The sequence below is a fragment of the Coprococcus sp. AF102-57 genome (assembly GCF_027686195.1).
Classification (GTDB): Bacteria; Bacillota; Clostridia; order Lachnospirales; family Lachnospiraceae; genus Allocoprococcus; species Allocoprococcus comes.
Genome location: NZ_JAQCSY010000018.1, coordinates 1 through 15,232, shown reverse-complemented (window position 1 = coordinate 15,232; position 15,232 = coordinate 1). Strand labels below are relative to the sequence as shown.

The following is a 15,232-nucleotide window of genomic DNA, read 5'->3' as shown; positions in this document are numbered from 1 at the left end:
ATCAGTCACCTATCCACATATATCCAGTTCCATAGATTGTTTTTATATAACGATGCCCGCTGGCTTCGATTTTCTTTCGGAGTCTGCTAATAGCAGTATTTAGGGAAGTATCACCTACAAAGTTTTCGGAGAAATCCCAGAGATGCTCAAGAAGCTGATCCCGCTTTAAAATATGCTTTTTATTCACAATAAAATATTGCAGAATACGGTACTCCAAAGGGGATAATTCCAGGGGAACTTTGTCCAGTGTCGCAGTCATTTGCGAGAAATTGATGCAGAGATTACCGTCTTCATATATGGTTTCCTTTTGTTTTTCTGTGATATATTTTGTTAAAACAGCTATTTTCTTTTGTAAGACGACAGGTGAAAAAGGCTTTGTAATATAGTCATCAGCACCCAGGTCAAATCCTTTCACTATGTCATTTTCTAAATCATTTGCGGTTAAAAAGATAATACTGGCATTTGATTTTTCTTTCAACTCTGAATATAATTCAAATCCATTTCCGTCAGGAAGGTTAATATCCAAAATCAGAAGAATGTAATGATACTGTTTTAAATATTTAAAGGCTTCTTTTGCATTATATGCAGAGTCAACAGTATAGCCCGCTGTCCGCAAGTTATAAGCCAGGGTATTATTTAAGGAGAAATCATCTTCAATAATTAAGATACGGTGCATAGTTTCCCACTCCTTCTGTTCTAAATTTCTAAGTTTTTCTATACCATAAAGAGCGTTTACGGTTTTCAAGATGTATTATAATTGTAAAAAATGCAAAAGTAAATAATGATTTTTTCAGATAAAATATTTTTTTAAATGCACTAATTGTAATAATTTGGTAAGAATCTACGGATATACTGATAAGAAAAAATGGGAGGTACTAGATATGAAATGTAAAAAACTAGGGGTACTTTTGGCAATGGTTTTGGTAGGTGTTTCTGTATCGCCATCATGGACGGTATCGGCAGCGGAATCCCAGGATTTACCGCAACAGGTTCTTGATATTTCGAATGGTTCAGATGAAATTTACGGACCAGGCGCACCCATTGAGCATGTAGAAAATCCGGATGAGCGCTTTAGCAGCGGCGGGGTAGATCATACACACCAGTATATCGTATCGAATGCCTTGAAGATTTTAAATAACGATAAAGGTGCCAGTATATTAAACACAAAGGCTGCTGTGATATGCGAATATACAGATTGGCCGGACGTATTAGGAAATGAAACAGATTATGGCACGTTTGCAGGACATTTCTATGATCCAGATACCGGAAAAAACTGGATGGGACAGAAAAATCCTACAGCACGAACCAGAGCAGAAACCTATTATCAAAGTGCAGTTGCAGCATATAAAGATGGATATACAGATAAGGCTATGGAATACTTAGGAAAGGGAACACATTATGTATCAGATTTGAATGAGCCACATCATGCTTCCAATCTGACAGCAGTAAATAGTAATCACTCAGATTTTGAAAAGTATGTGGACAAACACCGTACAGAATATACCATAGCAGGGAATAGTTTTGGCACAAATGTTTATAGTAGTGCTGAGAATACAGCAGTAGGAGATATGCTTTATAGTGCTGCAAAAGATGCTAAAGCATTGGCTGGACTGGCACAGAATAAAGATACCTATAGCTCAGCCGGAAATCAGTCCGTTCAAAATGCAATAAAGACAGTAAGCAAGTATATTTACAAATTTGGTAAGGAAGTAGGTATTTACTAAATAAGATGATTTGTGGTGACGTCACACTTTAAAATCATAAAATATCAAGGAAAGGAGGACGGGACAATGAAAGAACTGGAAAAGAAAATGCAGAACGAAAACTTTGATGTAGAAGTACAGTATTGTGATCCAGATGATTGCTGGCATGATTGCCAAACAGCACCAAATTATTGCAATGCGCATATTATGGAGATCTGGTAGGACGGAGGAATGTTATATGGAAAAAATGGAGAAAAGAATTCAGGAAGAATTCAGGAAGAATTGTTTGATGTAGAAGTACAGTATTGTAATCCAGATGATTGCTATCTTGATTGCCAAGATGCAGCAAATCACTGCAATTATCATTTTACAACCATGTTTTAATTAACAGGAATTTAATTAGTGAATTATATAGAAGGAAACTTTTTACTAAGGTAGGGAGTCTCCTTCTTTTCTTTGAAAATTTTTTGCAATGTAATAATTGGGTAAGAACTAGATATTATGATGAAATAAAACAAGGAGAGGTGAGAAACATGGAATTGGTGAAAACATCAGATTTAAAAAAGTATTACCGTAATGGAGAGATTTGTGTAAAGGCATTAGATCATGTCAATCTTTCTGTTGAAGAAGGCGAGTTCATAGCTGTTGTTGGACCGTCAGGCTGCGGCAAGACAACATTATTAAATATGCTGGGCGGATTGGATAATCCGACAGAGGGAAGCGTTCTGATACATGGAAAAGATATAACAAAAATGAAATCGGAAGAACTGACGGTGTATCGAAGAAAGCATATCGGATTTGTATTTCAGAATTATAACCTGCTTCAAACACTTAATGTAAAAAGTAATATATTGTTACCGCTTTATCTGGGAAACAGTAAAATTGATGAAGTATATTTTGAAGAAATTGTAGAAATCCTGGGTATTAAAAATAAGCTGAAAAATTTACCAAACACCTTATCAGGTGGACAGCAGCAGAGGGTTGCCATTGCCAGGGCAATGATCACGAAGCCGGATATTGTCTTAGCAGACGAGCCGACAGGAAACCTGGATAGTGAATCAAGCGAAGAGGTTCTTAGGCTGCTTAGGGAGTCAGGGGAGCGTTACAATCAGACGATTATCATGATAACCCATAGTAAAGAAATTGCAGAAACGGCATCAAGGATTATAAGAATGAGAGATGGTAAAATCGTATGAGTAATGAAAAGAAAATAATCAAAGAAATGGTTCAGGGAAATTTGAAAGTACATAGGAAGAGAAATCTTCTTCTTGTATTGGCGATTACGTTAACTACCATTTTATTTACATCCGTATTGGAAATTGGATTTGGCGGTATGCAATCCATCCAGGAAACACAGTTAAGACTTTCAGGATTAAAAGCAGATGCAGAGCTTCGATATTTAAATAAAGAACAGTTTCAGAAAGTTCAAGACGCAGATTTATTTGAAAGTGTCGGAGGAAGGATTCCGATTGCATTTCTGGAAGGAGAAACAAAGAGGCCTATTGAAATAGACTATCTGGATAAAACAGGTATGGAAGCGTATTACCTTTCATTGGAAGAGGGGAAGATGCCGGAAGATGAGAAAGAAGTGCTATTATCGGAGCAAGCATTGGAAGAACTGGGGATAGAAAAAGAAATAGGAAGTCATGTTCCGGTATCTTTTACACTGAGAAATCAGGAATATAAGTTTGATATGCGATTGGCAGGTTGGTATACGGGTAATTCTAAGGTCGATTTTTTAATTGTATCAGAAGCATTTTTAGAACATAATCCTGAAGTGACAGAGAATACTTATGATGATGATAAAGAAGTATCAGGAACGTATTATGCAAGCGTTTGCATGAAGAACACAAAGGATATTGAGCAGAACCTTAAAGCGTATGTGAAAAGCCTTGGAGGACAAACAGAGGATTCTAATGGAAGAGAATATATTCACATAGCAGTGAACTATGTATTATATTCAGAAGATGGAAATACGGGAACTATTCTTTCACTATTCTTTTTCGCAGCTTTATTTGTTTTATGTGGATATTTGCTGATTTATAATATTTTTGATATAGGTGTTATGCAGGATATCCAGCAATTTGGAATAATGAAAACGATTGGAATGACAGGTAAACAGATTAAGCAATTAATGAGAAGACAGATGTTTCTTTTATCTCTTATAGGTATTCCAGTTGGTTTGCTTCTGGGATATGGACTAGGTGTACTTTTGTTACCAGTTATTCTGAAAAATTGGGAATATAGTGAGGAAGAAATTACCATTGTACAATCAGTGCATCCAGCTATTTTTATTTTAACAATTATCTTTGTATTGATTACAGTATTTTTAAGCATGAGAAGACCTTCCAAAAAAGCGGCAAAGTATTCTGCAATTGAAACAGCAAAATATACAGAGATAAAGAAAAAAACTGCAGAAAAGGATATTCGATCCATTAAGAACATAGCAAAGAGTAATTTGCAAAGAAACAAAAAGAGAACGATTTTAGTGTTTACTTCTCTTATATTAAGTATTATATTTGTCAACTCTTTGTGGATTATCTCTAATAGTTTTGATGAAGAAAAATATATTAATGCACAAATGCGGAGGGATTATTTAATTGCATCTAAAGATACTTTAAATCCGAGTGTTGGATATGTTAGATCTTCGGCAGCATTGAATGAAGAAGCTATAGAGCAAGTAGAGAAAAATTCTATAGTCCGAAATGCTACTAGACTATATAAAAATACAGTAGATAATTCTGACATAAGTTTTGAATGGGGCAGTGAAGGCGTTGAAATAAAAGAATATATGCCCAATGTAGAAGTTGATGGAGTAATTACGAATGAAGCAATAACAAACTATGGACAGGTAACATTATCAAAAGACGAAAAAGCATTATGTAATGTGTGCGGTGTTTCTGAAAATTTTGTTGATAAAATGGAGATTTTAGATGGGGAAAAAAATATTGTTACCATTAAAGAAAAATTAAAAAGTGGAGATTATATTTTAGTTGCCGTTTTCAAAACTACAAAAGGTACTTATAGCAGTGATAATTTAGAAAATTCACCGGATATTGGGGAAACAGTAACGATTTATAAGAACGGAAAACCATTAAAAAAAGTAGAAGTAATATCTCAAATTTTGGTAATAGATTCAGAGCAAATATCAGGTAGTAGTGTAACTGGTGATGATACTATTTTAGGTCCTTGGCTTTATTTAGGAGAAGGTTTATTTAAAGAATTGTATGGAAAAGGTAATTTAGTGAATTATTCTTTTGATGCAGATGAGAAAGATGCTCCTGCTGTGCGAAGAATGTTGAATCAGATTTCACAAGAATTTGCTGATGTAGGATTTGAAACTACAGAGCAAAGGCACTCCGAAATCGAAAACTACAAAACACTGATTAGAATTTTATGTGTCTTAATCGGAGGAATTTTAGGTGTAATTGGAATTGTAAATCTTGTGAATATTATTTTTACAAACCTAATTGTGCGAAACCGAGAATTAGCAACATTTAGAAGTATAGGTGCAACAAAGAAACAGTTGCGTGAACTGATTATAAGGGAGAGTGTAGGATATGTTTTTTATGCTGCAATTGGTGGATTTATACTTGCAACACTAATCGGTATGACAGCAGTCATGGGTATTTGTTCTTCTATTTGGCTTTTTACTTTCCAATTTACATTACTTCCGGCAGCCATCGTCATAGTGTTGTATTTAATAATAGCTGTTATTGCTTCTGAGGCAGGGATTTATTTTTGGGAAAAAGGAAGTATTACAGAACGCCTCAGAAATCTGTAGATAAGATGATTTACAGCATAAAAGTGCTGATAAACCAAAATATAAGCGAAAGGAGGCGGATAATATGTTAGAACTTGAAATGAGAATGCAGGAAGAACCTTTTGATGTAGAGGTTCAGTATTGCGATCCAGATGATTGTGCCCATGATTGTTTGACAGCACCTGGACATTGTAACACACATTTCACTTCAGTATTGTAAGGAGGTACGTAACCATGAAAGATTTAGAAAAGAGAGTTCAGGAAGTTGTATTTGATGTCGAAGTGCAGTATTGTGACCCAAGTGATTGTTATCACGATTGTTACGGTGAAGGCGTTAACAATTGCGATGCCTATATGACAACAATCTGGTAAGACGGAGGAATGCTATATGGAAAAAATGGAGAAAAAAATCCAGGAAGTTGTATTTGATGTTGAAGTGCAGTATTGTGATCCAAGTGATTGTTATCACGATTGCAAACATGAAGGTGTCAATAACTGTGATGCCTATATGACAACAATCTGGTAAAGAACGAAAAATTACAGAAAAAGATTCTTGTTTTAAAGGCAAGGATCTTTTTCTGGTTTAGGAGCAGATTTATTTTCCTACAGGGACACTTTTGTATTTATACATATTTTTCTAGCGTAATAATTTGGTAAGATTTTGTAAGTATACTAATTCTATAAGAAAGGGGGAAAGCCAAATGAATATTACATTTTGGGTAACTGAAAGATGCAATTTAGCTTGTAAATACTGCTATGTACATAAGCAGCCAAAAACAATGACATTGGAAACAGCAGAACAGACAATTAAATATTTTACTGATAAATTTGATGCAACTGTTGCTGCAGGAAAACGGATTAATGTGGCTTTACATGGTGGTGAGCCATTACTGAATTTTGACGTTATTCGGTATATTATAAAAACCTTAAAAGAACGGTATGATGGTCATATTATTTTTACAATGACAACAAATGGAACAGTGTTTGAGAAGGATATTTATGATTTTATAAAGGGTAAGGTACAGATTTCTGTAAGCATTGATGGAAATAGGAAAACAAATGATACAAACCGTATTTATCCAAATGGTGAGTCTTCCTTTGATAAAGTAGTGGAAACCTTAAAGTTTTTAAAAGAGCAAGGTGAATACATCCGGGTCAGAATGACTGTCAATAAGGAAACCCTTCCGGCTATGGCTGAAAATTATATTTATCTGGATCAGATGGATATGGGAGTAGTAACTTTTGCATTAGATGCCGGGGCTGCATGGAACCAGCAAGATATGCAGATATATTATGAAAACTACGAAAAAATCATGGAATACATGATAGAAAAAGATAAAAAAGCAGCACAGTATTTATTATTCAATATTAAAGAGGCAACCTTCAGAAGACGTACTGGCTGTGACGGTGGAACAAATACATTCCATATATCTGCGGATGGTGGAATTTACCCATGTGCATTAGCTGCGGATAAAGTGGATTATTGGCTGGGAGATGTTTGGAAAGGATTACAACCGGAAAAACTGGAGGCTCTCCATAAGATTAACGAAATTCCGGTGACAGGGTGTGGAGATTGTACATTTAAACAGAATTGCTCCAGCCAGGTATGTAAACTGATTAATAAAGCATATACCGGAGATTACTACACTGTTTCTGCTTTCCAGTGCAATGAAAGAGATATTGTTTATCGGATTTATAAAAAGTATAAATATATATTGGAGGGATTCCATGTATAGTCCTAAAGTGGCAGTTGTAGACTCCGGTGTAGATACACAAAATCAGGAAATTATGCAGCATGTAATTCAGGGATTCTCTTTTCAAAAAAGTGCAGAAGATAATGGAATTGTTGAAGAGGGAAATTTTGATGATGTTTTTGGTCATGGAACCAACTGCATTGATTGTATCTTACAATTTGCAGAGCAGACACAATTTTATCCTATAAAAATTGTAAATGAATTAGGAAAAACGACCAGTTCTTTACTGCTTGCCGCATTAAAAAAGTGCAGGGAACTACAGGTGGATCTCATCTGTTTGAGCCTTTCCGTAACACAAATTCTTGATCCTGCTATGGAAAAGGAATTGAGGGACATTTGTAATGACTTGGAAAAACAGGGAAAGATTATCTGTACTTCGGAATGTAATAATGCAAAGAATACCATACCGGCAATTTATAAAAGTGTGATTGGTGTGGGGAAATTATTACCAGATGCAAAGAAAAAAATTCTTGTAGACAGGGCGGCAAACGTTCAGGTTCTGGCGGATATTTCACCGATATTTGTTGCAGGAAAATCCGGACGATATAATTTTTTTAAGGGAACTTCAAAGGGAAATGCTTATGTGGCAGGTATTCTGGCCAGAGCTATGCAAACAGCACCGAATATAAAAAGCGTACAGGAGGCATTAAACATACTGGAAAAGACAGATGATCCTTTAGAAGAAATTGATTTAGAGTGTGTAGGAAAGCTCCAGACTGATGAAGTGGGACAGATGATTTTGGAAAAAATACACAGGAGATTGTTAGAGTTTGGCTGCACATCTTCCCTTGGCGAAATCAGCAGGTATCCATTTCTTTCCCAAATTACAGGAGTGAATTTCTTTAATTTTTATGATTTTATCAGCGGGATATATGGGGAATTGAAAATTACGAAACCGGATTATCATGCCATAAAAGTAGGTGATGCTTGTACCCTGTATAATCTGGTTGAACATTTAAGAAGGAATATGTGTTATGAAGAAAAAGAATGTTGTTTTGGAGCAGATACGAAAGTATAAATGGGGTTATCTGTTTGGAATTATATTGGTAGCTATGGACGCCATAGTGACTTATATTTATCCTCAGTTAATTACCAATATTCTGGATAAGGCAGTTCCGGCAAAAGATCCAGGAGCGGTTATTACCAATGTTGCATATATGGCTATATGCCAGCTTGTATCTATTACAGTAGCATTGGCATTGAGTTATCTGTTTTGCAAAATGTCAAATGGTTTTATTGTTAAAATCAAGTTATTGTTGATACAAGCAATGTTTCAGGTTGATGGGAAGGAAATAGAGAAGAAATCAAATCTGTTTATGACCAGCATGAATGCAGATGTTAATAATATAGAGATGCTCTCTTCCCGTATGCTTTCTGATTTGCTGATACAAATTGTGACTGTGATTATTACAGCGGTAATCCTGATACAGATTAATCCGGTTATCTTTTGGTTTATGCTTTTGATTTATCCGATTCTTATTGCTATTCAGATTTTCTTCAACAAAAAAATCATGAGCCAGTCCAGAAAAGTAATGGGAAAAATGGATGTTGGAAATGGTCTGATTAAGGAGTTTGTAAGCAACCTTTATGAGTATCTGGCGTTAAATGGAAGAAATTACTATATAGACAAATTTTGCAGGAACGAAACTTCTTTGCGAAATGAAATCCTAAAGCAAAATATGTTAATGGCCTATAACCGTTCAGTACCGCAGCTCATTAGTACCACTACTTTTTTGATTGTACTGGCAATCAGTGGTGTTATGGTGATTAAGGGACAGGTACAGTTTGGAGAGCTGACAGTGATTATTATGTACACACAAAGAATGTTTAATCCGCTGTCCTCAATCATGCTTGTAATTGGACAGTTCCAAAAGGCAAAAGTATCAATGGACCGAATTAATGAGATTGTGGGGTGAAGCAAATGGATATATCAAAAATTGAAATAAAAGATGTAAATTTCAGTTATAAAGATGTAAAAGTATATAGAAAAAATTTGAATATGTATCTTGAGAAGGGCTCTATTTATCTGATTAAAGGGAAAAATGGTTCAGGAAAAAGTACACTGGCTGGTATCTTGTTAAAAATCTGGAATGACTTTTCAGGAACTATATTGTTAGATGGGAAAAGCATTACTAATCTTTCCAGGGAAATACTTACAGAAACAATAGGAATTTGTTTTCAAAAGCCGCCGATTTTTCGTGACACTATAAGAAATAATATTGCTCTTAATGATTCTATTCCGGTAGAAAAATATATTTCTTTATTATCATTTTATAAAGATTTGGAAGAAATGGGGCGTACATTAGAGTCGGAGCTTATTGATACTGGAAGCGTTTCAGGTGGGCAGGCACAGAAAATTGGTATTATCCGGACAGTATGTAGAGAACGTTCTGTATATATTTTTGATGAACCTACATCAAACCTGGATAGTGTTTCTAAAAAAGAATTTTATGATATTATAGAACACTTGAAACAGAATAGCATTGTTATTTTATTTTCGCATGAAGCGGATGCAGAAAAAAATGCAGACTTTATCATTGAGTTGTAAAGGAGGGAACCAGATATGTATATGAGAAGTCCAAATGCAAAAGTTTTAGTACGTGAAGAAAGAGTTGTTTTGTGTAACACCAGAAACGGAGGATTTGTAAAAACCTCAGAGGCTTATTTTCAGTATCTTGAAAAATATCTGGAAGAGAACAATGGGGATTTTACCATTGAGGAAGAAGATACTGTGGTAAAGAAAAATGCCTATAAGTTATTTCAGAAACTGTGCCGGATTCATTTTTATATTTCGCAAGAACAGATGAAAAATGAGATAACCTATCCGTATCAGATCGTATATCTTTCTTTGACCAATAGGTGTAATCTAAGATGTAAACATTGTGTGGCGTCTGCTTGTATAGAAGAAGTAGATCACATGAATACGGAAGACTGGAAAAAGGTGATTGTTCAGGTGTTGGTTTTAAATCCAGAACAGATTAACCTGACAGGTGGGGAACCGTTAATCCGTCCTGATTTCTGCGAGATACTGGAATATTTAAGGGCAAATTATAAAGGTGCAATTACCTTGTCTACAAATGCGTTACTGCTGAATGACCGGCTTATGGAAATCATTAAAAAGAATGTTGATGGTGTTTCCGTCAGTCTTGATGGTTTTGATTCCTATAGCTGCACAAAAGTGCGAGGAGAAGGGATTTATGACCGGGTGATTGCTGGGATCAAAAAATTAAAAGAAGCTGGAATGGAAAAAGTATCTGTTTCCATGCTGGAAACAAAATATACCTATGGACATGATCAGGATTTTTATAAATTATGTGAAGAGTTAGATGTAAAACCATTGATCCGAAGATTTGCTCCTTCAGGAAGAGGAGAAGAGAACCAAAGAGAATTGCTTCCACCAATGGAATACATAGAAAAATTGGAAAAGCAGCATTTAAGATGTGCATTATGTCAGCCTGGTAAAAAGGAGTTAAATATCAGTGAAAACGGAGATGTATATCCTTGTGCTCCACTTAGCAATTTGGAAAATCTTTTTATGGGAAATCTGCTGGAAACACCAATTACAGAAATTATTGAGAACCCGGCATGGAAAGAGGAATTGGAAAAGTTAAGACCTTGGAGAATGGAAAAATGTAAGGATTGTGATGTGAATCTGTTCTGTCATTCTTGTATCAATTTTACTCTGGGAATGCAGAGCGACGAGGAAATCTTCCAGAAGTTTTGTGAAAAACAAAAAGGACATTTAGAAAAATTATTATGGGGGAATTAGTTATGAAGAATAGAAAAAGACTTTTAAAAACAGTAGGTTTATTAACAGCGGCTACAGTGATGACAGTATCTTTAAATGCAGAGAGTGTTCTTGCTTATTCAACAGGGGAAGAGGCTGCTATTGTGGCTTCTGAGGAAGATCCATACGAAAATGTTACGAAAATCAATTTGAAGGATATGTTTAATCAGAACCAGGAGGATTACTACGTTTATTTTTATATGGTTCAGTGCCCGTTTTGCAATCAGGTAAAAGATAAAATGCTGAATTTTGCGGCAGAAAATGATAATGTATATTTTGTAGATTATGCTTTAAGAGAAAATCGTCCTTTACAAAAATATAACTGGACAGCAACACGCTCCAAATATAACAAAAAGATAGGATATGTGGACAGTGATGGAAACAAGGTATTTTTACCGGGCGAATCGGAAGAAAAATACCAAAATATGAAGAATGATTACGGAAAGCGAATGCGTTTTAATTTTGTGACCATTACCCCAGACGATATTCCTGCTTTTCCTGGGTCACAGGTAGGAGATATTTATACAGATATTCAGACACCGGAAATTGACTATGCTTCTATTACAAATTATGAAGATATGCTGATTGCAGGTGTTCCAGCATTATATCGAATTACGAATGGAAAAATTACAGAATTTTATTTTGACTCTGTAGAAATAGAGGAGTTTTTCAATAGCATAGGAAGGTGAGATTATGGATATAAAGGAAATCTTAAACCCTATATGGTTATGGATTTATAAAAACTAAAAATTCTAGGATGGAGGAAGTAATAGCATGACTATACTTGAAACAAAGGAATTGAAAAAATATTATGATTCCGGTGAATATATTACAAAAGCTTTAGATGGGGTTTCTTTAGAGATAGAAGAAGGTGAATTTGTTGCTATTGTTGGCGCTTCAGGGAGTGGAAAATCTACATTATTAAATATGATTGGTGGATTAGACATACCAACTTCTGGGAGTGTTTTAGTAAAAGGCAAAAAAATAGGACAATTAAATGAAGAAGAACTAACGGTTTTTCGCAGAAGGAACATTGGCTTTGTTTTTCAAAATTATAATTTAATTCCAACATTAAATGTTTATGAAAATATTGTCTTTCCAGTGGAATTAGACGGAAATGATATAGATAAAGATTTTTTGAACAAAATTGTTACAATTTTGGGCATTGATAAAAAATTGGAGAATCTTCCTGGAAATCTATCAGGTGGGCAACAACAGAGGGTTGCAATTGCCAGAGCTTTGATTACAAAACCGGCTATCATCTTGGCTGACGAACCGACAGGAAATCTTGACACACAATCAAGTCTTGAAGTAATGGGCTTATTGAAACAAACAAGTCAGCGATTTTGTCAGACTATTGTTATGATTACGCATAATATGAATTTGGCTCAAATGGCGGATAGAATTATTAGAATTCAGGACGGGAAAATTATAGACGCATAATGGGAGGGAATGCGGTGTATTTGACTAGAAATAAAAAGTGTATCTTTAATCTTGCAAAAAAGAATTTTGGAAAAAGTAAAACACGAAATATAATTACTATTTTGGCAATTATACTAACCACTATGCTATTTACTTCTATGTTAACAATCTGTACGGGAACATATCAATCAATACAGACTACTATGCAGATGCAAAAGGGAAGTAAAGCAGACGGAGATATAAGATATTTAACAAAAAATGAGTTTGAGCAGTTGCAGGAAAATAGCAACATAAAAGTTAGTGGTTGTCGAAGACCGATAGGATTTGCAAGTAATACAAAGAATCATAATGTTGAAATTGATTATATGGATCAAATAGAGCAAGAATTAACTTTTAATAGGCCAACGCATGGGAAAGCACCGAAAAAGGCTAATGAAATTGCTACTACAGATAAAGCATTAGAAAGTTTAGGAGTAACACCCAAAGTAGGAGAAAAGGTCAGGATAGAATTTGATTTAAGAGAAGAGCATTATGTTTATGAAATGACAGTTTCCGGATGGTGGGAAGCTAGAAATTCACAAGTTAGTGTATTGCTAGTGTCAGAGGAGTTTATGAATAAAAATGAATCTTTGTTTCCCTATACATACGATGAGGACATGGAATATGCTGGAACGTATTTCTCAGAGGTGATTTTTGAATCTAAAAAGAACGTGGAGCAACAAATAAATAAGATCATTGAAGGTTTTAACGAGCAAAAAGGAAAAGATGTTGTATCTGGTGCAGTGAATTCAATTACAAATCCACAATTGGATTTTTCTGTGATTGGCGCAGTGATTATCTTTATAGTTTTATTTATTTTGGCAGGCTACTTGCTTATTAATAATATTTATTCTATTTCAGCTATGCAGGATATAAAAAATTATGGACTACTTAAAACTATTGGTACGACACAATCTCAGATTGCATTACTTGTTAAAATCCAGACATTGTGGTTACTTGTGCTAGGAATACCAGTTGGTTTAGTTACAGGGTATTTTATCGGTAAATCTATTTTACCGTTTACAGTGAATACTATTGCAAGTGAATATTTAAAAACAGAAATAGTAATAGCACCAAATCCGTTGATTTTTGTTGTGGCAACGATATTTACGATTGCAACGGTTAAAATAAGTATTGGTAAACCATTACGTACTATATCTAAAATTTCCCCATTGGTAGCTATAAAGGAAACGGGAATAAGAAAAAATAAGAAAAAGAAAAAAACGCATAAATTTAGCATAATTAAAATGGCAAATGATAATTTTAGAAGAAACAAAAAAAGAAGTATTTTTATTGTTATATCTATTGCATTATGTTGTGTGTTTTTTAATTCAGTTTTTATTCTGGCAAATAGTATTAGTATAGAAAAAGGGGTTGGATTACAAAGTGCTGCGGATATTGAAATCGGAAGTGGTAATCTATTTAATAATTTAAAAGGTTATACACGACATAGTGATGGTTTAGAACCCCAAGTAATAGATAGCATTAAGGCAAACTTTAAAATTAATGCGGAAGGGATTATATATAAAAATACATTAGATGATTTAAACGTTACATTTGATTATAATGCACCAATACAAGATGAAATTATATCTGAAAATGGAGTGAAGATGGTAGCTACAGAAAATGGGCGTGTAATACTGGGAAATAATAATTTTCCAATTTGTAATGTCTATGGAATAGATGAAAATGTTTACCAGAGAATGAATTTAGTAGACTCTATTGCAGGTATAGAGCAGAATAGTATTTTTCATAAAATGGAGCAAGAGAATTTCTTGATAGAAGCATTGCCAGTTTCACGTACTTCAAAAGATACGAGAGAATTTCAATGCAATTTAGGTGATAAAATAAAGGCTTTTGTTGATGGTGAGGAAAAACTTTATACGGTTATTGCACATGCGTATGTTAGCCCGACAGAATATGAGGCTCCTAATATGACGACAGGTATAAATATTGTTGGAGGAGATGCACCGATGTTCTACCTTTCCTCAAAATCATTTGTAGATTTATATCAAAATCCAACAATCATGAATTATACATTCAATGTCGATGAAAAAAATATGAAACAAATTTCATCGGAGATTGAAGTATTCGTTGAAAATTTTGAAGGAAAAGTTGGATTTAATTCTGCTGAGTTGATAAAACAGGATATGGAAAGTATGAAAAATACAATTTATGCAGTGGGAATTGTTGTTAGTTGTATTATTGGAATTTCAGGTCTTATCAATTTTTTGAATTTAACAATTGCAAATATTTTGAGTCGGAGAAGAGAATTTGCCATAATGGAAAGTGTGGGAATGAGCAAAAAACAGATTAAAGTTTTGATAACAGGAGAAAGTCTGCTATATTCTGTTTATGCAGCTCTTTTAGGCTTAGTGTGTTCGTTAGTATCGGGATTTTTATTGATTGGTCCGATTTGTAAAGATACATGGTTTATGCATTTTGATATGGTAATATGGCCAGCTATTCTTATAGGTGGAAATATTGTTATACTAACAATATTTTTACCTAAATTATTATATAAGGTATTTAGCAAAGGCAGTATTGTAGAAAAACTTAGAATTGAGGGATAGGATATTTAAGTTTATTAAATATAAAATTACTTGGAAAGGAGGCGAAAGAGTATGAGGATTTTAGAGCAAGTAATACAGGAAGAAACATTCGACATCGAAGTGCAGTATTGCGATCCAGACGAGTGCCTACATGATTGTATACACTCAGGAACTAATAACTGCGATGCAATTATTACCGGTTGGAGGTAGAA

General features: G+C 34.4%; 17 protein-coding genes. 16 read left to right on the top strand and 1 reads right to left on the bottom strand.

Annotated elements, in window-relative coordinates; all coding sequences use genetic code 11:
• Position 1: 1 nt before the first annotated feature.
• The gene (locus PGZ10_RS11640) at positions 2-676 is read right to left on the bottom strand and encodes a response regulator transcription factor (RefSeq protein WP_117738823.1); all 675 of its coding nucleotides are present in this window, start codon (positions 674-676) and stop codon (positions 2-4) included.
• A 205-nt stretch (positions 677-881) separates the two neighbouring features.
• On the opposite strand from PGZ10_RS11640, the gene PGZ10_RS11635 reads away from it, so the two are divergent.
• From PGZ10_RS11635 to PGZ10_RS11560, 16 genes are all read left to right on the top strand, one after another.
• Complete coding sequence (locus PGZ10_RS11635) at positions 882-1,724, top strand: zinc dependent phospholipase C family protein (RefSeq protein WP_117738822.1); 843 nt, start codon at positions 882-884, stop codon at positions 1,722-1,724.
• A gap of 66 nt (positions 1,725-1,790) precedes the next feature.
• Positions 1,791-1,925 (top strand): hypothetical protein, encoded by a 135-nt coding sequence (locus tag PGZ10_RS11630; protein ID WP_264466054.1) that lies wholly within the window; start codon positions 1,791-1,793, stop codon positions 1,923-1,925.
• A gap of 9 nt (positions 1,926-1,934) precedes the next feature.
• Positions 1,935-2,087 (top strand): hypothetical protein, encoded by a 153-nt coding sequence (locus PGZ10_RS11625; RefSeq protein ID WP_181977179.1) that lies wholly within the window; start codon positions 1,935-1,937, stop codon positions 2,085-2,087.
• A gap of 149 nt (positions 2,088-2,236) precedes the next feature.
• Positions 2,237-2,899, top strand: coding sequence for an ABC transporter ATP-binding protein (locus tag PGZ10_RS11620; protein WP_117982747.1), 663 nt, complete (start codon positions 2,237-2,239; stop codon positions 2,897-2,899).
• Positions 2,896-5,487, top strand: coding sequence for an ABC transporter permease (locus PGZ10_RS11615; RefSeq protein ID WP_118697759.1), 2,592 nt, complete (start codon positions 2,896-2,898; stop codon positions 5,485-5,487). The genes PGZ10_RS11620 and PGZ10_RS11615 overlap by 4 nt, the downstream gene beginning before the upstream one ends.
• Before the next feature lie 64 nt (positions 5,488-5,551).
• Complete coding sequence (locus tag PGZ10_RS11610) at positions 5,552-5,686, top strand: hypothetical protein (protein ID WP_264466055.1); 135 nt, start codon at positions 5,552-5,554, stop codon at positions 5,684-5,686.
• Between the two features lie 14 nt (positions 5,687-5,700).
• Positions 5,701-5,838 carry a hypothetical protein gene (locus PGZ10_RS11605; protein ID WP_158581118.1) on the top strand — a complete coding sequence of 46 codons (138 nt, stop codon included), beginning with the start codon at positions 5,701-5,703 and terminating at the stop codon, positions 5,836-5,838.
• A gap of 16 nt (positions 5,839-5,854) precedes the next feature.
• Positions 5,855-5,992, top strand: a complete 138-nt coding sequence (locus PGZ10_RS11600) for a hypothetical protein (RefSeq protein ID WP_158581117.1) — start codon at positions 5,855-5,857, stop codon at positions 5,990-5,992.
• 175 nt (positions 5,993-6,167) lie between these two features.
• A complete protein-coding gene (locus tag PGZ10_RS11595; protein WP_117738819.1) occupies positions 6,168-7,202 on the top strand; it encodes a radical SAM protein in 1,035 nt (344 codons plus the stop codon).
• The gene (locus PGZ10_RS11590) at positions 7,195-8,238 is read left to right on the top strand and encodes a S8 family serine peptidase (protein WP_158581116.1); all 1,044 of its coding nucleotides are present in this window, start codon (positions 7,195-7,197) and stop codon (positions 8,236-8,238) included. Before PGZ10_RS11595 ends, PGZ10_RS11590 begins: the two co-directional genes overlap by 8 nt.
• A complete protein-coding gene (locus PGZ10_RS11585; protein ID WP_117738817.1) occupies positions 8,195-9,136 on the top strand; it encodes an ABC transporter transmembrane domain-containing protein in 942 nt (313 codons plus the stop codon). The genes PGZ10_RS11590 and PGZ10_RS11585 overlap by 44 nt, the downstream gene beginning before the upstream one ends.
• 5 nt (positions 9,137-9,141) lie before the next feature.
• Positions 9,142-9,768 (top strand): ABC transporter ATP-binding protein, encoded by a 627-nt coding sequence (locus PGZ10_RS11580; protein WP_147330228.1) that lies wholly within the window; start codon positions 9,142-9,144, stop codon positions 9,766-9,768.
• Between the two features lie 15 nt (positions 9,769-9,783).
• Positions 9,784-10,989 carry a radical SAM/SPASM domain-containing protein gene (locus PGZ10_RS11575; protein WP_117689867.1) on the top strand — a complete coding sequence of 402 codons (1,206 nt, stop codon included), beginning with the start codon at positions 9,784-9,786 and terminating at the stop codon, positions 10,987-10,989.
• Between the two features lie 2 nt (positions 10,990-10,991).
• Complete coding sequence (locus PGZ10_RS11570; protein ID WP_117738816.1) at positions 10,992-11,696, top strand: hypothetical protein; 705 nt, start codon at positions 10,992-10,994, stop codon at positions 11,694-11,696.
• A gap of 85 nt (positions 11,697-11,781) precedes the next feature.
• A complete protein-coding gene (locus tag PGZ10_RS11565; protein ID WP_117689869.1) occupies positions 11,782-12,450 on the top strand; it encodes an ABC transporter ATP-binding protein in 669 nt (222 codons plus the stop codon).
• 14 nt (positions 12,451-12,464) lie between these two features.
• Positions 12,465-15,041, top strand: a complete 2,577-nt coding sequence (locus PGZ10_RS11560) for an ABC transporter permease (protein ID WP_158581115.1) — start codon at positions 12,465-12,467, stop codon at positions 15,039-15,041.
• Positions 15,042-15,232 lie beyond the last annotated feature (191 nt).